Annotated in this window: 16 protein-coding genes; 5 read left to right on the top strand and 11 right to left on the bottom strand. The window is 58.6% G+C overall.

Features of this window, described 5'->3' with window-relative positions:
• Positions 1 to 33: 33 nt before the first annotated feature.
• Both hfq and hflX read left to right on the top strand, forming a co-directional pair.
• Positions 34 to 273, top strand: coding sequence for an RNA chaperone Hfq (gene hfq / locus AB1A64_RS05085; RefSeq protein WP_010440340.1), 240 nt, complete (start codon positions 34 to 36; stop codon positions 271 to 273).
• Positions 273 to 1544 (top strand): GTPase HflX, encoded by a 1272-nt coding sequence (gene hflX, locus AB1A64_RS05080; RefSeq protein WP_366550429.1) that lies wholly within the window; start codon positions 273 to 275, stop codon positions 1542 to 1544. Before hfq ends, hflX begins: the two co-directional genes overlap by 1 nt.
• Before the next feature lie 3 nt (positions 1545 to 1547).
• Here the strand turns inward: hflX and AB1A64_RS05075 are convergent, their stop codons facing one another.
• The 4 genes from AB1A64_RS05075 to hemB form a co-directional block, all read right to left on the bottom strand.
• Positions 1548 to 1943, bottom strand: coding sequence for an SgcJ/EcaC family oxidoreductase (locus tag AB1A64_RS05075; RefSeq protein WP_366550428.1), 396 nt, complete (start codon positions 1941 to 1943; stop codon positions 1548 to 1550).
• A gap of 108 nt (positions 1944 to 2051) precedes the next feature.
• Positions 2052 to 4514, bottom strand: a complete 2463-nt coding sequence (locus tag AB1A64_RS05070) for a penicillin acylase family protein (RefSeq protein WP_366550427.1) — start codon at positions 4512 to 4514, stop codon at positions 2052 to 2054.
• Positions 4515 to 4688: 174 nt separating this feature from the next.
• Entirely contained in the window at positions 4689 to 5264 is a 576-nt protein-coding gene (locus AB1A64_RS05065; protein WP_366550426.1) for a YSC84-related protein, read from the bottom strand.
• 141 nt (positions 5265 to 5405) lie between these two features.
• Positions 5406 to 6404 (bottom strand): porphobilinogen synthase, encoded by a 999-nt coding sequence (hemB, locus tag AB1A64_RS05060; protein WP_366550425.1) that lies wholly within the window; start codon positions 6402 to 6404, stop codon positions 5406 to 5408.
• Positions 6405 to 6524: 120 nt separating this feature from the next.
• Here hemB and AB1A64_RS05055 point away from each other — a divergent pair, with 120 nt between their 5' ends.
• Entirely contained in the window at positions 6525 to 7049 is a 525-nt protein-coding gene (locus AB1A64_RS05055) for a component of SufBCD complex (RefSeq protein ID WP_366550424.1), read from the top strand.
• A gap of 21 nt (positions 7050 to 7070) precedes the next feature.
• The gene (gene mfd, locus AB1A64_RS05050) at positions 7071 to 10526 is read left to right on the top strand and encodes a transcription-repair coupling factor (RefSeq protein ID WP_366550423.1); all 3456 of its coding nucleotides are present in this window, start codon (positions 7071 to 7073) and stop codon (positions 10524 to 10526) included.
• On the opposite strand, the gene AB1A64_RS05045 is transcribed toward mfd, so the two are convergent.
• From AB1A64_RS05045 to AB1A64_RS05025, 5 genes are all read right to left on the bottom strand, one after another.
• Positions 10523 to 11197 carry an SH3 domain-containing protein gene (locus AB1A64_RS05045; RefSeq protein WP_366550422.1) on the bottom strand — a complete coding sequence of 225 codons (675 nt, stop codon included), beginning with the start codon at positions 11195 to 11197 and terminating at the stop codon, positions 10523 to 10525. The genes mfd and AB1A64_RS05045 overlap by 4 nt on opposite strands.
• Positions 11194 to 12858, bottom strand: a complete 1665-nt coding sequence (locus tag AB1A64_RS05040) for a hypothetical protein (RefSeq protein ID WP_366550421.1) — start codon at positions 12856 to 12858, stop codon at positions 11194 to 11196. The genes AB1A64_RS05045 and AB1A64_RS05040 overlap by 4 nt, the downstream gene beginning before the upstream one ends.
• A 57-nt stretch (positions 12859 to 12915) precedes the next feature.
• The gene (locus tag AB1A64_RS05035) at positions 12916 to 14124 is read right to left on the bottom strand and encodes a multidrug effflux MFS transporter (protein WP_366550420.1); all 1209 of its coding nucleotides are present in this window, start codon (positions 14122 to 14124) and stop codon (positions 12916 to 12918) included.
• A 75-nt stretch (positions 14125 to 14199) separates the two neighbouring features.
• Complete coding sequence (locus AB1A64_RS05030) at positions 14200 to 14859, bottom strand: DsbA family oxidoreductase (protein ID WP_366550419.1); 660 nt, start codon at positions 14857 to 14859, stop codon at positions 14200 to 14202.
• Positions 14856 to 16373, bottom strand: a complete 1518-nt coding sequence (locus AB1A64_RS05025; protein ID WP_366550418.1) for a class I adenylate-forming enzyme family protein — start codon at positions 16371 to 16373, stop codon at positions 14856 to 14858. Before AB1A64_RS05025 ends, AB1A64_RS05030 begins: the two co-directional genes overlap by 4 nt.
• A gap of 65 nt (positions 16374 to 16438) precedes the next feature.
• On the opposite strand from AB1A64_RS05025, the gene AB1A64_RS05020 reads away from it, so the two are divergent.
• On the top strand, positions 16439 to 17062 hold the full coding sequence (locus AB1A64_RS05020) for an XRE family transcriptional regulator (RefSeq protein ID WP_366550417.1): 624 nt from the start codon (positions 16439 to 16441) through the stop codon (positions 17060 to 17062).
• Here AB1A64_RS05020 and AB1A64_RS05015 read toward each other — a convergent pair.
• Positions 17051 to 17287, bottom strand: a complete 237-nt coding sequence (locus AB1A64_RS05015) for a hypothetical protein (RefSeq protein WP_170348869.1) — start codon at positions 17285 to 17287, stop codon at positions 17051 to 17053. The genes AB1A64_RS05020 and AB1A64_RS05015 overlap by 12 nt on opposite strands.
• A 539-nt stretch (positions 17288 to 17826) precedes the next feature.
• Positions 17827 to 19641, bottom strand: coding sequence for an extracellular solute-binding protein (locus AB1A64_RS05010; RefSeq protein WP_366550416.1), 1815 nt, complete (start codon positions 19639 to 19641; stop codon positions 17827 to 17829).
• Positions 19642 to 19841: the final 200 nt, after the last annotated feature.

Raw genomic sequence — 19841 nt, 5'->3', positions numbered from 1 at the left:
CGCGTAGCAAGAACAATGGCGAGATAATAAAATATGGCTTCGGACAGACAGAATCTGCAGGACGCGTTCCTGAACAATGTACGGAAAGCAAAGGTCCCGGTCACAATATTCCTGATCAACGGTGTGAAATTGCAGGGTGTGATCACCTGGTTCGATAATTTCTGCGTGCTACTGCGCCGCGACGGACAGTCGCAGCTGGTCTATAAGCATGCGATTTCGACCATCATGCCGTCGCAACCGATCAGCCTGTATGAGGGCGAAGACGCCTCTTGATGGAACACGATAGGACGCGCACCCGGGCCTGGGTGCTGCATCCGGAAATCAAATCTGATGAACAGCGCCGCGTTCCCGAACCGGCGTTGGAAGAGGCGGTGGCGCTGGCTGCCGCTTTGCCCGATCTGGATGTGGTCGGGTCTGAAATTGTGCGTTTGCAACGTGCCCAGCCGGGGTTGCTGTTTGGCAGCGGCAAGATCGAAGAACTGGCCGAGCGGATTCATGATCACGAGATCGAGTTGGTTCTGATCGACGGGCCGGTATCTCCTGTACAGCAACGCAACCTTGAGAAGGCTTGGAAGGTCAAAATCCTCGACCGAACCGGCCTGATCCTTGAGATTTTCAGCGACCGTGCGCGTACCCGCGAAGGTGTGTTACAGGTCGAGATGGCCGCGCTCAGCTATCAGCGTACGCGGCTGGTCCGGGCCTGGACGCACCTGGAACGGCAGCGCGGCGGATTGGGCTTTGTTGGTGGCCCGGGTGAAACCCAAATCGAAGCTGACCGACGGGCGATTGACGAACAGCTTGTGCGGTTGCGGCGGCAATTGCAGAAGGTGGTCAAGACCCGTACATTGCATCGCGCTGCGCGGGCCAAGGTGCCCTATCCGATTGTCGCTTTGGTGGGATATACGAACGCGGGCAAGTCGACGCTGTTCAACCGCCTGACCGGGGCCGAGGTCATGGCCAAGGATATGCTGTTTGCCACGCTGGACCCGACCATGCGCCGGGTCGAACTGCCGGACGGTCCCGAGGTGATCTTGTCGGACACAGTTGGTTTCATCTCGAACCTGCCGACCGAACTGGTTGCGGCCTTCCGCGCGACCCTCGAAGAGGTTCTGGGCGCCGATATCGTTGTCCATGTTCGTGACATCAGCCACGAAGATACTGACGCACAGGCGCAGGATGTCGAGGCGATTTTGACCTCGCTTGGTGTCGACGAAGAACGTCCCCGGCTGGAGGTGTGGAACAAGATTGACCTGCTGAATGACGACGAACGCGAGGCCACGTTTAAACGGGCCAAACGTGATCCGTCGATATTTGCCATTTCGGCAGTAACCGGCGAAGGGGTAGACCCTTTGCTTGCCGAGATTGCAACCAAGCTGCAGGGCGCGCGACACGAAGAGATACTGTCTTTAGGATTTGCCGAGGGCAACAGACGCGCCTGGCTGTTTCGACAGGATGTCGTGCGGTCCGAAAAACAGACCGAAAACGGGTTCGAAATCACTGTATTGTGGACGGACAGGCAGGCGGCGCAATTCGCCGGGATTTAGCAGTCAGCCCCCATCAATCTGACGCTGCATATCCTCGACGTCGAACCATCCTTGCGAGGATAGAACTTTGTGGTCTTCGGTCAGGTCCCATTCTTCCCAACCCCGGGTGACGACGAGATTGCCGGTTTTGGTATGGTGGCCTTCGAAGGTCCAAACAAAGATAGCGTGGGGTCCTGCCCATCGCATCATGTCGCAGCGCAGCTCAAGATCGGGAAAGTCAGACTGAAATCCACGGGCCATTTCGGCGATTGCGGCGCGGCCTTTCAGCGGTTCAGCCCGGTTCATGGAAATCTGCCCGTCGGCGGCAAAAAAACTAGCGACTGCGTCGTGGTCGCCCGAGCTCCAGGCGATTGCATAGTCGCGCGCAAGGTTGTTCAGCCTATCCCGAATACTCGCCATTTGTGCCCCCGGTCCCACATAATCCGCTGACAGATCGTATGCGAAAACGGCACTCGGCGTCCACGGGTGCGGGTAGCAGGGGGCAAGGTCTTGCCGAAACAGCGGAATTCAGCGCGGGATAAGGTTGGTCACTCCGACGGCCGCAGCGCGCGCCAAATCCAGGTCCAATGACATCGGGATATACTCGCCCCGCCGCCACAGCTGCGCCTGATCATCATAATAGCGCGACAGGAAATGGCCCGACTGACCGGTTGCCGTGATAAAGACTGAACTGTCCGGGTCGGCAAAGTCATAAACGCCGCGATAGCCTGCGCCATGTACGTTTTGGAACGGGTCCTTGCCTTCGCCCGAGGTACGCCCGCGCAGCAGGGTATTGTCGCCGCCGCTGGTGGATTGCCGGATGTTGACGAAGAACCGCAAAACCGGAACCGAGCCCAGTACCGGGTGATCGTGTGTTGCCTGATGCGCATCGCCCCAGCGCAAGGATTGCAGCGCGGTGCCATAGTTTTCGGCGATCCAGATCAACGCATCGTCCAGCGCCAGCCGCGCCATGTCGGTGCAGGTCTCTGAGGGCGCACTTTGGCGTACGTCACACCAGACCGACGCGCCGTCGATGTCGCGGTAGACGCGCTCGATGAACAGCGGCTCGACATGTTTGTATTCGGCGGCCAGCGGGCCCAGCTCGTCCGAGATCAGACGGATTTGCAGCGCGCGTAGCCACGCGGCATAAATCAGCGGTTCGGGCAGGTGCTCGTTCATCTCACCATTCCACTCGGCCAGCAGAGAAAGGGCGATCTGACGTTGACGTTCCGGGGTGCCTTCGGGGGCGGATGCGCCGGTAAACCAAAGGTCCGCACCGATCAGCGGCAGCAACGAGCGGGCGGTAAAGCTGACGGTATCCAGTTGCGCCTCGATAAAGCTGTCACGCGTGTGGACCTCGCGCGATTGCATCAAGCGTTCCCAGCGATGCACACGCTGGGTGTCGCCCCATTCATACGAGACATGCAAGGGAAAGGGGCGGTCGATGATCTTGTTGTTTGTGTTGCCCAGAATGCCACCTGCGGGGGCAACGAATTCGGGATTGTCAGCATAAGGCAGGCGGCCTTGCCAGAGGTTTTCGGCCAGCCAACCGGGCGTTGGGATACGGCCGCGGCTTTGGTTGAGCGGGTCGCGTTTGGGCATTGCGCCAATCAGTTTTAGTCCGATCGTATCCTTGTCGACCAGCGACAGGTTTTGCGAGGGCGAAATGAACAGTTCGCCCGCATCAATCGCCTCTCGGACAGTGTCAGCATTCATCAGCGCCATCGACGCCGTCATCGACGTGTCGCGCGGGCTAAGCGCCGTCCAAGACAATGAGGTGACATGACCCGGAGGCGTGATCGTTTCCAGATTGTAGTGACTTCCGGGCAGGACAGGACCATTTTCTGTCCAACGCAGGGTCAGGGTGATGGGGGCCTCGTCCTTGATCTCGATGATCGAAGGGCGGGTGCGGAACTTTTTGAAGCCATCCGGCGACAGATATTCCTCGGGGTTTTTGGGGTTCAACTGCTCGATATGTACGTCCTGATCGTCCAGGTAGGACGACGTCAGACCCCAGCCCAAACGGTCACTGCGCCCGGTCATAACAGCAGGAACACCGGGAATAGTTGCACCAATCACGCCACCTTTGGCCAGCTCCAGCCGCGCCAGATACCAGACACCGGGGGCAGTGAACCCTAGGTGCGGGTCATTGGCCAACAATGTGCCACCACTGGCCGAGCGTGAGGGCGCGGCGGTCCAGGCATTGGACGCTCCGGCCAAGCCACGTTTCGGAAAAGGCGACAGCGGCGTGTGGGGCATAGGCGTGCCGCGGGCGTAACGGGGCAGCCCTGGAAACAAAGCGGCATATTCTGGCAGGGCAGCTATACCGGCCCCCGGCACATTTGGCAGGATATCGGTCAACCGCGCCGGATCGTTCAGCATCAGCGAGGTACGGGCACGCAACACCTCGTCCTCAAGGTGGCCGGACAATTGCAGACCCATCAGCTTGATCACCGCAATGCTATCGCCCGGTTGCCAGGGCGAAACGGGCGCGTTGAACAAAAACATCTCAGGCGCACCACGGCCAAGGGCGGCTTCGTTGATCTCATCCAGCCGCGCGTTTACCCCGGCGGCATAGGCGCGTAAGGCGGCTTTGGTGTAATCGTCCTGCGCCTCGACCGAGCGGTGGGCCAGACCGTAAAGGTCCAGCCTGCGCAGCAGCTTGTCGATGTGGACGGTACGCGCGCCGAAAATCTCCGATAGACGCCCCTGCGCGGTGCGGCGCATGACCGTCATCTGCCACAGGCGGTCCTGCGCATGGGCATAGCCCAGACCAAAGAACACATCTGGGTCATTTTCGGCCAGGACATGGGGGACATTGGCGGTATCGCGGATGATCTCGACCGGGGCGCTCAGCCCCCGAACCTCGACCGTTTGATCGTAGTCCGGCAAGGACTGGCTCGCCAAAAAATACACCAATGCCACAGCGGCCAAAGCCAGCAGGATCAGACCCGTTGTAATACGTACGAGCCAGCGAAAAACAAATCCCATCTGCGCCTACAATCCTGATCCTATTCCGATTGCGGCCAGACTAGATGATGGCTTGATCGACCGAAAGAGGAACAGCCCGGGAATATTCGTGTTTACAGCGCTATAAATGAAAAACCCCGCCGCAGCTGGGAACCTGTGGCGGGGACTAATGAGGGGGGAGTGGTAGTCCGATGTTTACGGAATGATCCGCGTGTATTTGGTGCCTTCGACAGTGGCGCCGAATTTCAGTCCGGCTTGTCCGAATACCACCGCCAACACAGGCGACCGCAGAGTCGTTGTGTCCGTGGATAGGGAGTTTCCAGTTGCATCAACCACATAGCCAATATCGGCACCGGCGGTCCATCCGCTGGACCGGCGGAAATCGTTCAGTGCGTCCTGCGTCATGAAGAACAGGACATGTGCATATTGTTGCGCGCCGATTTGCAGGCCGGCGGTTCCGGAAATTGCAGAATAGTAATCAACCGTTGCGCCCTGAATGCGCAAGGCGCCCTGACCGTAGGCGCCACCAAAGAAGATTAATCCAGCGTCGGTGATCAGGGGCATGATCAACATGCCGTTGGCTTTGTTTGCGATCTCAACCGTGTTGGGATATTTCGCGTACATTTCGGTTAGTGTGGCATCGACGCGGGCATCGATGGTGGCGGCGTTGGAGTTGCCGACACCGTTGCCGCAAGCTGCGGTTACCGTCAAACCGGCCATGCCAAAGGCAAAGCCGCGACGGCTTAGTCGGGGTGCGTTGGAACTGCTCATGTTTTTTTCTCTGTATGACTGCCTGATATGTCGGGTGTTCCCGATCTTATGTGCAAGAATACGCCGATTGCCCACGCGTGTCACGGGAAAGCTGAGTGACAGCGGATCACAATCGGCGAAAAATTGCGACAATTGGGGATATTAGCCTTGCAGGATGCGCGCGACCTGTGGAGCAAAATAGGTGAGGATGCCGTCACAGCCAGCGCGCTTGAAGGCCAGCAGGCTTTCCAGCATCACCCTCTCACCATCGATCCAGCCGTTCTGCGCAGCGGCCTGTATCATCGCGTATTCACCGGACACCTGATAGGCATATGTCGGCGCGCCAAAAGTGTCCTTTACCCGTCGGCAGATATCCAGATAGGGCATGCCGGGCTTGATCATCACCATATCGGCGCCCTCGGTCAGGTCGCGTTCGATCAGGCGCAGGGCCTCGTTCGAATTGGCCGGATCCATTTGATAGGTCTTCTTGTCGCCCGTCAGTGCACCCGATGCACCCACCGCATCGCGGAAGGGTCCGTAAAAGGCGCTGGCGTATTTCGCGGCATAGCTGAGGATCATCACGTTCTGATGTCCCGCCGATTCCAACGCACGGCGCATTTCACCGATCCGCCCATCCATCATGTCGGACGGGCCAATGATATCGGCACCTGCTTCAGCCTGCGCGAGGGTCATCTTGACCAGCGCCTCGACCGTTTTGTCGTTCACAATTTCGCCATCGATGACATAACCGTCGTGACCGTTGATGTTGTACGGGTCCAGGGCAACGTCGGTCATCACCGCGATTTCCGGGGCAGCGGCCTTGATGGCGCGGATGGCGCGGTTAGACAGATTGTCAGGGTTCCAGGCCTCGGCGCAATCCTCGGTTTTCAGGTTGGCGTCGGTATAGGGAAAGATGCAGATCGCGGGTATTCCCAGCGCCTGCGCCTCAACCGCAGCCTTGGCGATCAGATCCACCGACCGGCGCATCACACCGGGCATCGAGGGCACGGGCTCTTCCACACCCTCGCCGTCGCGCACAAAAACCGGCCAGATCAGATCATCTGTGGTCAGCGTATTTTCCCGAACAAGGCCGCGCACGGCCTGCGATTGGCGCGCTCGGCGGAAACGGGTCAGGGGATAGGGGGCGATGGTCGGCTTCATGTCGCACTCTCCTTGAATATTCCCGCATTGGGTGGCATGAATTCCAAGTGGTCTCAAGGGTAACGATGGTCGCGCTTGCGCAAAGAAGGCCCCAAAGGACAGTGAACAAAGGGCTGACGCTTGGACTTATACTCTTCGCTTTTCGAAATCATCGACATGCGCAGCTTTTCGAATCTGTGGTATTGGATCGGGCTGGCCGTGCTGTGGTCGTCGGCAAGCCATTGGTCTATGGGTATACCCTATGATCTTCTGGTGCGCGCCCGTCGTGTCGGAGGACAAGCAGAACGTGATTTTCTGGACATCGTGCGGATCAACAGCAATCGGATTCTGTATATCGTTGATGTGTCTGGTCTGGCCATTCTGGGGCTGTGCTGTTTTATTTTCACCGGTCTAGCGATGCTTGGGTTCTTTTACGGCGTTGAATTCGCGCAGGCTGTGTTCTTGTTGCTGTTCCCGGTCTGTATTGTGATGCTGATCAACATTTCAGCAGCGCGAAAGCTGCAGGCCGGCGACGGGACATTGGAATTTACCGGCAAGATTTTGACCCGCTGCCGGATTTATACGCAGATTATCGGCATGGTCTCGATCTTGATCACGTCGCTTTGGGGCATGTATCAGAACTTCTCGATTGGTGTTCTGGGGTAGGAAATTCGGAAAGGCGAGACGATGACGGCTCCGAACCACGTAACAGTCGGCGGCGCCCCCGAGGGGTTTGACGCACAACTTGTCCTGAACGAGATCGCGCGATCCAATGGGCCGGTCTGTCACGTTGCGCGCGATGACAAGCGGATGGAAGCGATGCGGGCAGCACTTGCCTTTTTCGCTCCGGACATGCCGGTGTTCATCTTCCCCGGCTGGGATTGCCTTCCGTATGACCGGGTTTCACCGAACGCGGATATCGCGGCGGCGCGGGTCGCAACACTGGCCGCGCTGGTGCATCAGATGCCCGAACGGTTTGTGCTGCTAACGACACTGAATGCGGCAACACAGCGGGTTCCGGCGCGTGACGTGCTGCGTGAGGCCGCGTTTACCGCGCGGGTCAACCACCGCGTCGACGAAACCGCGCTGCGGAACTTTCTGGTGCGCATGGGTTTCACACAAAGCCCAACGGTTATGGAGCCCGGAGACTATGCGATCCGCGGCGGCATTATCGACATCTTCCCTCCGGGCGAATCCGGCCCGGTTCGCCTGGACCTGTTCGGGGATGTGCTGGACGGTGCGCGCCGGTTTGATCCGGTGTCACAACGCACCACCGAGAAGCTGGATGTGGTGGAACTTGCCCCGGTGTCCGAGGTCATTCTGGATGACGCCGCCATCACACGATTCCGGCAAAACTATCGCATCGAATTCGGTGCGGCGGGCACTGACGATCCGCTGTACGAGGCGGTTAGCGCTGGCCGCAAACATCAAGGCGTGGAACACTGGTTGCCGTTTTTTCACGAAAAATTGGAAACGCTGTTCGACTATCTGCCTGGTGCCACGATCTCGCTGGACGATCAGGTTACGCCTGCGCGTTTGGCCCGGTGGGAGTCGATTGAGGACCAGTACGAAACTCGGCGGTTGGCGCTAGAAAACCGCTCGCGCATGGACACGGTTTACAAACCTACGCCGCCCGGATTGCTGTATCTCGACGATGCTGCATGGGAACAGGCAGTGGGTGACCGGCGCGTTTTGCAGTTCAGCCCTTTGCCACAGGCCAGCGGCCCGGGCGTGATCGATGCGGGTGGCCGGATCGGGCGGAATTTTGCGCCCGAACGACAGCAGGAAAGCATCAGCCTGTTTGGGGCGCTGGCCAGTCATATCACTGACAAGATGGCCAAAGGGCCGGTGCTGATCGCGTCTTATTCGGAAGGCGCCCGCGAACGCCTGACCGGATTGATCGAAGACGAAGGTCTTGCCGAAGCGATCCCCGTTTCCAACGGCACTCGCGTCGGTAAACGCGGGCTGCACCTGGCCGTATGGGCGTTGGAGCATGGGTTCGAAACGCCGGACCTGACGGTGATCGCGGAACAAGATGTTCTGGGCGACCGCCTGATCCGCCAACCCAAGAAACGCCGAAAGGCCGAGAACTTCCTGACCGAAACCCAATCGCTCAGCCCCGGTGATCTGGTGGTTCACGTCGATCACGGGATTGGACGGTATCAGGGGATGGAGGTCGTGACGGCGGCGGGCGCGGCGCATGAGTGCCTTTTATTGGAATATGCCGAACAGTCCAAATTGTACCTGCCGGTCGAAAATATCGAGTTGCTGTCGAAATACGGGCACGATGAAGGTCTGCTGGATCGTCTGGGCGGCGGTGCATGGCAGGCCAAAAAGGCCAAGCTGAAAGAGCGCATCCGCGAGATGGCGGACAAGCTGATCCGCATCGCTGCTGAGCGGGCGCTGCGCAAAGCTCCGGTCATGGACCCGCCGCCCCATGCGTGGGAGGAGTTCAGCGCGCGCTTTCCGTATCAGGAAACCGACGACCAGCTGCGCGCGATTTCCGAGGTGATGGAAGACATGCACTCGGGCGTACCAATGGATCGCCTGATCTGCGGCGACGTCGGCTTTGGCAAGACCGAGGTCGCCATGCGCGCCGCTTTTGTCGCTGCGATGTCCGGCGTGCAGGTGGCCGTTGTGGCCCCTACGACGCTCCTGGCCCGACAGCACGCGGCATCGTTCAGGGAACGGTTCCGGGGCTTCCCGCTAGAGGTTCGGCAGCTGTCGCGTTTCGTCTCGGCGAAAGAGGCGCAACAAACCCGCGATGGGTTGGCGCGTGGCACTGTGGATATTGTGATTGGCACGCATGCGCTGCTGGCCAAGGGGATTCGGTTCAACAACCTTGGGCTGCTGATCATCGATGAAGAACAGCATTTCGGCGTTGGCCATAAAGAGCGCCTAAAGCAACTGCGCAGTGATATCCACGTGCTAACCCTGACCGCGACACCAATCCCGCGGACGCTGCAATTGTCGCTGACCGGTGTGCGCGATCTGTCGATCATCGGCACGCCGCCCATCGACCGTCTGGCCACCCGCACCTATGTCAGCGAGTTTGACGCGGTCACGGTGCGCGAGGCACTGCTGCGCGAACATTATCGCGGCGGGCAGAGTTTCTATGTGGTCCCGCGTATCTCGGACCTGCCTGAAATTGAGGAATTCCTGAAGGACCAACTACCGGAGCTGACGTATGTCGTGGCCCACGGGCAAATGGCGGCAGGCGAACTCGACGACCGCATGAATGCCTTCTATGACGGGAAGTATGATGTGCTGTTGGCAACGACGATTGTTGAAAGTGGGCTGGATATACCGACGGCCAACACAATGGTTGTGCATCGCGCGGATATGTTCGGTCTGGCGCAGCTGTATCAAATTCGCGGACGGGTGGGGCGATCAAAGGCCCGCGCCTACGCTTATTTGACCACCAAGCCGCGCCAGCGATTGACGGCCACGGCCGAGAAACGACTGCGGGTTCTAGGCTCTCTTGATACACTGGGGGCGGGGTTCACGCTGGCCAGCCAGGATTTGGACATTCGCGGCGCGGGCAATCTGCTGGGCGAAGAACAGTCAGGCCAGATGCGTGACGTCGGCTACGAACTGTACCAATCCATGCTGGAAGAAGCGATTGCCAAAATCAAAGCTGGAGAGATGGAGGGTCTGTCGGAGGCAGACGACCAATGGGCCCCGCAGATCAATCTGGGCGTCCCGGTTCTGATCCCCGATGATTATGTGCCCGATCTGGATGTGCGCCTGGGGCTGTACCGCCGCTTGTCGTCACTTTCGACTAAGGTCGAATTGGAAGGCTTCGCGGCTGAGTTGATCGACCGGTTTGGTTCACTGCCAAAAGAGGTGAACACCCTGATGCTGGTCGTGCGTATCAAAGCGATGTGCAAACGTGCGGGCATTGCCAAATTGGACGGCGGACCTAAAGGCGCGACGATCCAGTTCCACAATGACAAGTTCGCCTCGCCTCAGGGGTTGGTCGAATTTATTCAGAACCAGCGCGGGCTGGCCAAGGTTAAGGACAACAAGATCGTCGTGCGCCGAGACTGGAAAAAAGACAGTGACAAGATCAAAGGCGCCTTTGCCATTGCCCGCGATCTGGCGGAAAAAGTGGTGGCCGAGAAGAAGAAGGCGAAGGTCTAGTCGCCGCTGACGAAAGTACACAACTGCCAGTCGCCCGAGTCGGATTTTACAAACGCGGCGCGGTGGCCGGTCATAGGCCAAAGAAAGTCGGCGTGCATATAGCCTTGGGTGCCGTCCGTCAGCAGGACACGCTGATATTCGGCACCGTCCTGATAGTCACGTATGATCGCGATTTCGTGGCTGATCAGGCCTATAATGGACGAGTTGCGATCCGGTCTTTGACGCAGAGATACATCGGAGCCTGTGACAAAAAACGCCAACTCTGGGTCCAGCGAGGCGGGCAGGGTGATCTGCCATTGATGCGGCATCCAGAACTCGCCTTCTTCGTCGAAGTAACCGGGCTGAGACAAAGTGGTTTCCAAGTCAGACCAGTATTGCGCGCGTAACGCATCCGCGTTTTCACGCTGTTCTTCCGGCAGGGCTTCCGGGTCGAGGGTCAGATTGGAACGTAATTCCTCGGGGCCGCCATCACCGCCATGGCTTAGGTAGATATCGGGGCAGGACGCGGCAACCACAGCGTCGGTATCCCGTGCAGCCACTTGGGCCATTAATGCCTCGCGAAAGGCGATCAACGATGGATCACGGTCTGACTGATCGACCGGTGGAAAGGATTGACGGTCGGCAAGTGCTGGGCCGCAGATCACGGCAGCCAGCAGTAGCGCGTATCTCATTCGGCGGCCCTCATCGCGGCTTGGGCGCAGAAACAGGATGCTCCGACGGCGCGGTCAGCACGTGCCAGCGCCAGATCAAGACGTTGTTTGATCTGAGCGATTTCAACACTTTCCCCGCGTTCCTTCAGGCAATCGTGCAGACCTTTGAGGCTCCAAACATTGTCCGGGTGGATCGAAGCACGACTGAGGGTGCCGCCCAAGCCAAGGTCTTCGCGATAGACCGCTTCGGCCTCGGCCACGTGACCTTGTTCGAACAACAACGCCCCTAATGCATGGCGGGTTGGCTGCATCCAGCCCCACGGTTCGTCATAGGGCAGCGTGTCATCCAACTCGACCGAGCGTCGCAGATGGGCGTAGGCGATATCGTAGTTGCCCTTGCGGTATTCGATCTCTCCGCTCAGCATTTCCCGGGCAATTTCAAGCAGGTCAACGACGCGGTTATTGTGCAGAAGGCGTGTTTCAGGCACGCAGGCCTTGGCCGACAGGAACAGTTGTTCCTCAGCTTCGGCTTCGGCGACGTCACCGGTTGCAGCATGGGCGATGGCGCGAGCATAGTGGATGGTGGCAGTCAACGTGCGATAGAGGTCGGGGTTTGCGGGCAGTTCCAGCGCCTTTGCCTCGTCCCATCGGCCAAAGCGGATCAGGATATGCGGCCCCATGGACATGTAGCTTTCGAAGTAATCCGCCATGGGCGGGCTTTCGATGTGCAACAACTCTTCGGGGGTTGTGTCCCACAGGCCCTGATTGGCACGAAGGGCCGGTTCCATCTGGCCCAGGAACAACGCGCCATAGATGGCGAAATGGTAATTGTGCTGGCGATAGCCGGTATAGATGTTGAACGCGCCTTCGCGCTCGTAATATTTTAGATCGGCTATGGTGGCCTGTTCGTTCCAATAAACGACGTTGTGGTAGTGGCCGCACAGCACATCGATATGGGTGGGCATATGCACCAGATGGCCCGCATCCGGCACCAGCGTGCGCAGAACATCCCCGGCTTTTAATGCCTTTTCGGGGGTCGGAGACATCTCCATCAGGTGGACATAGAGGTGCAGCAGACCCGGATGCGACATGGCTGCGGGGTCATTGGCCATCGCGTCTTCCAGCGCCTTCTGCGCCTCAAGCGTTGCTGCGCCTTCGGCGGGTTGGCCGGTTTTCAGATCCCACATCTGCCAGGGGGTGAGGTTCAGCAGTGCCTCAACATATATCGTGCGCAGGTCCAAGTGATCGGGGTGATCGGCAAAGGCCGCGCGCATGGCATCGGCAAAATCGTGGTTCCAGCCGTTCATATCCGGGATCGGATCGCGCTGAGGGTAACGGGCGGGCAGGGCGCGGATCAGTGCCTGTTCAACGGGGGTGCAGGTGTCCAACAGGGCCAGCGCTTGCTGGGTCGCGTCATAGGCTTGCGCAAGCGCTTTCTGCTGGCCACGCGCGTCGCGTAAATCCCAGGGCAGGTTGTAATTCGGACCGGCGGCATAAGCGATGCCCCAATGGGCCATGGCGCAGTTCGGGTCATGCTCGGCAGCGCATTGGAAACAGACAACGGCCTCGTCATGGTTATAGCCAAAGGTCCAAACCAGCCCCCGATCGAACCAAAGCTGCGCCTCGGCCGAGGTCGTGCTGACTGGACAGGAATATGTGCCCAGATCGTAATAGTCGCTCATTGAAAATCTCCCCTCGGGTCGGGGAAAGATTAGCGTGATTCACCCGGGCTGCACAGGTCAGGCAGGCAGTCTGTTTTCGATCCGGCCCATATGCAGCATCAGCCCGAAACCGGCCACGCTCATGACCAGGATGCCGGTGGTCAGCGGATACAACGATCCATCGAACATTTGCCCGATCGGGGCGGCGATGGCGGCGGCCAGAACGGTCGAAAACGCGCCGATGACCGATGCCGCCATACCGGCAATATGGCCCATTGGTTCCATCGCGATGGCGTTCAGGTTGCCCATCGTCATGCCAGCCATGAAGAAGATCGAGGTCTGCCAGAAGACGAACACTGCAAAGTTCAAATTGGCCGAAAGCGGCATCATGTTCAGCATGATGACGCCAATCGTGATGGCGATCTGCGCACCCAGTGCCCATGTTACCAGCCGCCGCATCCCAACGCGGATCACAAGCGCGGCGTTCAACAGGCTGGCAGATCCCGCCATCAAAGCCACAAAGCCGAACCAAAACGGGAAGCTGTCAGCGCTGTCATGGATCACGTCATAAACTGGCTGCACCATGGTCAGCATGGTGAACAACATGCCAAGGCAAAGGGTTTGCACAAAAATCGACACGCGCACCGTGGGGTGGGCGAACATCTCACGCGCGGCCGCGGTCATCAAGGGCAGGCGCAGAGGTCGGCGGTTTTCGGGCCTCAGCGATTCAGGTAGACGCAGGCCCAGCCAGATCACGGTGATCACCGAGAACAGGATGAACGAAACAAAGATGCCGCGCCATCCTGCGATGGCGATCATTCCGGCCCCCAGCATCGGGGCGACGGCGGGCACCAGAGTAAAGATCATCATGGCGATAGAGACGATCCGCGCCATTTCTCGGCCCGAGTACAGGTCTCGGATGATCGCCATGGCGACCACGCGCGGCGCGGCGCAGCCGATGCCCTGGGCCACCCGTGCGAACAGTAGAGGTTCCAGTGAAGAACTGGCCCAAGCCACGGCAGCAGATACGATATACAAAGCCGAGCCGACATAGATCACCGGCTTGCGCCCAAACGCATCGGACAATGGACCCACAAAGAATGTCCCGATGCCCATGCCCAGAACAAATGAGGTCAGGATCAGCTGAGCGTCGTTGATATCATCGGGGCTCAGCTGCGCGCCGATCTCGGGCAGGGCAGGCAGCATCGAGTCGATCGAAAACGCAATCGTCGCAAACATCATTGCGACAAGTGCGATGAACTCTCCTGAAGACATGCGATTGGCCATGGCGCCCTCCTGACCTGATTGCGCTATCACGGCTTTTCAGGTGGCGCTAGGGGGCAGGCTGCACAGGGACCTGTGCTATTTTGCAGGGGAAGCCTCAATCTGAGACATAATCTCACCGATTACTTTTTCCCACATTTCAGTGGGTTGTGCGCCAGGAACCGCATGCTGGTTGGCCACAATGAAGGTAGGAACAGAATTTACCCCCATCTGCCGCGAGTGGGTGTCGCGGGTGCGGATATCCTCGCGATCAGCGTCGGATTTCAGCAGCTTCGACACTACGGCTGCGTCCATGCCGATACTGTCGGCGATATCGGCTAACACTTCGTGGTCGCCAATATCACGACCCTGCACGAAATACGCATCGAACAGAGCGTTTACGGCTGCGTCTTGCTTACCCTCGATCCCAGCCCAGTGGATCAGGCGATGCGCGTCCAGCGTATTGGGCGTGCGCTTCATCCCTTCGAAGTCGATATTCAGCCCAGCATTCTGCGCGTGCTCAACCACCGGGGCATAGGCGCGTACGGCGCCGTCTTTGCCGCCGAACTTGCGCTCCAAATACTCACGACGATCCATACCTTCGTTCGGCATGTCAGGATTCAACTGAAACGGATGCCATTCGATTACGAAAGGGTGGTCTGGGATGGCGGCCAGCGCTTTGTCCAGATGGGTTTTGCCGATATAGCACCACGGGCAGATCGGGTCAGACATGATGTCGAGTTTGACGGTCTGGGTCATGGTGTATTCGCCTTGAAATAGGCCGGCAGAGCCCGGCGCAGGAGTTTGCCGTTGCCGCCGGTTGGCAGTTCGGGCAGGTGAATGAAGACGCGTGGCTGTTTGTACCGCGCCAGATTTGCCTCCACATAAGTGCGCAGGGCAGCTTCGTCCAGTTTTTCCGGCCCGGTATAGAATGCGGCAATTACGAATGTGTCCTGTTTGACCTCAACCGCCGCTGCACCCACTTGCGTGATGCCGGGGTATTTGGTCAGGGCGGACTCAACCTCGACCGGGGACACGCGATAGCCGCCCGCGTTCATCATATCGTCGTCGCGGCCCAAATAGGTGATCTGCCCATCCACCGCCATGGCCCCCTGATCGCCGGTCAGGAACCAGTCGCCCTGAATGCGCGCCTCGGCCTCGTCTGGTGCGTTCAGATAGGTCAGCATTAGACCGGGGTCGGATCGATGGATGGCGATGGTACCTTCTTGCCCACGCGGGATCGGCCCATCCGGCCCCAATATCGCCACCCGGCGACCCGGTTGAGGTTGCCCCAACGCTTCGCCCCGCGCCGGATGGGCAGGGCTGGATGAGATGAAGGTCGAACATTCGGACATACCGAAGGCTTCGTATAATTCTGTCCCGGTCAGGTCGCTCCATTGCGCGTGCAGGTGCCGCGACAGCTTTTCACCTGCGCACAGGCCGTGACGCAGGGCCGGTAAATGCAGATCACCGGAGGATTTAAGCAGTTTGCGAAACACGCCAGGTGCAGCGGCAAAGATCGTCGCGTTATGTTGCCGCAATAGCTCTGGCAGGGCGTTCGGGTCGGTGCCGGGTTCGGGGATCAAGGCGGTGGCGCCGATCGTCCAGGGATCCATCAGCCCGGTGCCCAGAGTATAGGTCCAGTTGAACGCCCCGGCATGACAAAGGCGGTCCGTATCCCGCAACCCGTACCAGCCATCCACCATCATCTGACGCGCCCAAATGGCGCGGTGGGCATGGGCCACGGCACGTGGTTTGCCGGAAGTGCCAGAGGTATAGACGATATAGGCCAACCGGTCCGGGTCACCGAGTTGGAACTCGGTGGGGGGCAGGGCGCGCATCGCGGCCAGATCGTCTAGCGCAATCTGCAACGGATGTTCCGCGCAGGCGACGGCTGGGTCGCGCAGAATGGCTGTGGGTTGCAGATCAGAAATCATGCGCGCGGTTTCGGGTTCGGTCAGCTGTGACGAGGTGGGAACGGGCACGATCCCCGCAGCGATGGATCCAAGATAGGCGATAGGGAAATCAACCGTATTCCCCAACCGCATCAACGCAATGTCCCCGGGTTTCAATCCGGCCTTCAACAACCCGGAAGCGGTGCCCAGAATGGCCGATTTCAATGCGCCATAGGTCCAATCCTGCGCCCCGTCATTGCATAAAACCGACAAGGCGGTTTTGTCCGGGTGGTCATCCGCGTGCCGCAGCACGTGCGCGGCCAGATTGAATGGTGCGGGGCAGGCCGGAGGCGGCCCCTGATCGAAAACAGAAAGCATGGCCACTGGCTATCGCGGCGCTTGGCGCGTTGCAAGCCGGGCAGGCTGGTCCTATAGATTGGCGCATGAGCACTAATGAACAGCCATCTCTGATCCGCATTGCTCGTGACTCGGGCGAGCATACCGATCCCGAGCCGCTTGATCTGGGCGCGCGCGTGCGTCAACTGCGCAAGGCGCGGAACTGGACGCTGGAACAAGCGGCGTCTCAGGCGGGGCTTGCGCGCTCGACCCTCAGCAAGATCGAGAATGGGCAGATGTCGCCCACATATGACGCGCTGAAAAAGCTGGCGACCGGGTTGGAAATTTCGGTGCCACAGCTGTTCACCCCGCCACTGCGCGATCAGGTGATCGGGCGTATGGCTGTTACCCGCATGGGCGAGGGCGCTGAACATCCAACAGTGACGTATGAGCATGAATTGCTGGCCGAAAACCTGACGAAAAAGCAGATGCTGCCCTATCGCGCCCGCGTGCGCGCGCGCTCAATGGACGAATTTGACGGCTGGGTGCGCCATGACGGCGAAGAATTCCTGTATGTGCTGACCGGGGTTGTGAAACTGTACACCGAATTCTATGAACCCGTCGAAATGCGCCGTGGCGACAGCGCTTATTACGACGCCAGTATGGGTCACAACGTGATTTCCGTCAGTGACGAAGATGCGACGATCCTGTGGGTAACGTCACTTGCTTAAGGAACGGCTGAACTCGCGGTTCAGTCCTTCGGTGAATAGAAAATCCTCAAGTTCTTCGTGGGCTTCATTTACGGTCAGGTGGTGGCGCTCGGCCAAGTAGGCTTCGAACCCTTTTCGATCTTTGCTCAGCCGCACCTTGTCCTGATCGCGCAGATTCGGAAAACGCCGTTTAGCGCGGGAATACATAGCATCCCAGTCTTGCAGCAGGTCAGTCCAGTTCAACATCAGTCAGCTTTCCGTAATTCGGGTTTCACGGCTGCTCGGCCCTTTCATCAGGGTACGGAGATGGCGGGAGTCGATGCGCATGACAAAATGTCGCACCTGAGCGGTGCTGACGTAACGTCAAAAAGGCCCGTTGCGCACGATACGCAACGGGCCTACGGACCTGAGGTTAGAGTGAGTGGAGGCCGGTCCGCAAAATCCAAGTGTGACGCGCCGCATGACAAGCTATCTAGCGAAATAATCAGAATTAATCTGGCCAAACAGTACGTTTAAATGACAATAGGCTATATCGTACAGATATGTTCAGTAAAGCCCCTTGTGGGTGTTTTTTTTAGTTAAGCTGGAATTTGGGGAGGCTGCAAATTGTGGCGGAACTGTGTCTGGATATGCCTAGATGTGGTATGCTTTGTGCGATGTGCCGAAATCCGCCGAAGGCTGCGGCGATATGGCAGAGCCGTCCTTTGGGGTCAAATCTTCAGATCCAAGACGCCAAAGCCCCAAACAACCTGCAGCGGATTAACGCGGCAGCGGGGCTTATTTGGTCACTCTTCGTACCACCAAACCTGCGGCATATACTCGGGCCCGTCACCATAGATCGGCAGGGTTTGAGGCTGCTTCAGTTCTTTGGCATGGGCGATGCGCCCGACGTCGAAATTCCAGATCGGAATGACATAGCGACCAGCAGTCAGAACTCGGTCAAGTGCACGAGTGGCGGCCACGAAATCCTCGTGACTTTCCGAGGTCAGCATAGCGTCAATCAGCCCATCCACAGCGGGTGAGGCGACACCCATCAGGTTGCGCGTGCCCTGTACATCCGCGTTTTCGCTGCCCCAATACAGGCGCTGTTCATTGCCCGGAGACAGAGACAGCGCACGGCGGAGGAACGTGATGTCAAAATCCAACTCGGCATTGCGGCCAACAAATTGCGCGCTGTCTACTTGTTCGACGTTGACCTTGATGCCCAAACGCTCAAGTGCTCGGGTGTAGATTTCGATGGCTGTTTGTCCTTCGCTGTCGCCCTGTTGCAGCAGAACGGTGATGGTAAAGTCTTGACCATTCTGGTTGCGCAGCACGCCGTCCTGAATGGTCCAGCCAGCCTCGGCCAACAGCTTGTTGGCCTTGCGGATATTGGCGCGATTCCGGGCCGAACCGTCGCCGACGGGCAGTGCATAACCTTCAAGTGCGCCGGGCGGAAGGTCGTCGGCATAAAGTTGCAGCAGCTCGGCGACACGCCCTGTGGCTGGACCTGGCTGCATGCCCAGATCAGAGCCCGAGAAATACGATGTGATCCGTGGTTGGGCGCTGCCGGTGATCGTATCGTTGATAAATTCGAAATTGAACGCCAGCAGCATCGCCTCGCGGACGCGCCAATCATCGAAAGGGGCCTTGCGGGTGTTCATGACGAACCCGGTCATGCCCGAAGGTTTGCCGTGCGGGATCTCGGTCTTGACCACATCACCGCGCTGAACGGAAGGAAAATCGTACTGAGTGTTCCATTTATCGGCGTTGAATTCGCGCACCGCGGTCAGTTCACCAGCCTTGAACGCCTCGAACAGGACGGTGCCGTCGCCAAAGAACTCGATCCTTATCTCATCCAGGTTCATGGTCCCGCGCCGGAACGGAATGTCAGCCCCCCAATAGTCTGGATTGCGCCGCAAATTCACATAACGGCCCGCCTCATAGCTATCGACCACGTACGGCCCCGACCCGATGGGAACGTCCTGAAGCGCGGCGTTGGCGAAATCTTTCCCCTCCCACTGTGCTTTTTGCAGGATCGGACGCAGCCCGGCGATCAGTGCCAATTCCCGGTCGGGTTCGTTGAAAGTGATCCGCACCGTGCGGGGGCCGGTCTGTTCGATGCTGTCGATCTTGCCCCACAACCCGCGGTAACGCAGATGACCTTCGGTGCCCAGAGTTTCATAAGACCAAATCACGTCGTCCACGGTCACCGGATTTCCGTCAGAAAACCGGGCGTTCTCACGCAGGGTAAATTCTACCCAAGAGCGGTCCGGCGCAGTCTCAACTGATTCGGCTAACAACCCGTAAAGAGTGAAAGGTTCGTCCCAAGACCGGCCCATCAGGCTTTCGTGGGTCCAAAAACGCAATTGCCATGGCGAGCTGCCTTTTTGCACAAACGGGTTCAAACTGTTAAAGCCGCCGGTGTTTCCAAATACAACCTTACCGCCTTTGGGCGCGTCCGGATTGGCATAGGGCAGAGACACAAAATCCGGTGGTAGGGCAGGGTCGCCGTACATAGCTATGCCATGGGCCGATTCTGCATGGGCGATTGTGACAGCAAAAACAGAGGTGATTCCCGCGATCACAGGGCGAACGGGGCGTAGAAAATCGGGGCGCATTTTGGAAACAATCCTGCTCTGGCCTTATTTTGTTGGGATTCACCGTACCGATGATTTTTCTTATTTTCAAACTTTTAGCTTGGACGAAGGCGGGGAATTGCGTATAAAGGACGCACTGCTCGATAGGTTTCTTGCCTGTATGAAACCTGCCTCAATAACTTAACGCCCGCTTCGTGCGGGCGTTTTTTTTGAGGCGTTTT

The organism is Ruegeria sp. ANG10 (assembly GCF_040705255.1).
Lineage (GTDB): Bacteria > Pseudomonadota > Alphaproteobacteria > Rhodobacterales > Rhodobacteraceae > Ruegeria.
Note: the sequence above shows the minus strand (reverse complement) of the source record. Positions and strands in the feature narration are given on the sequence as shown.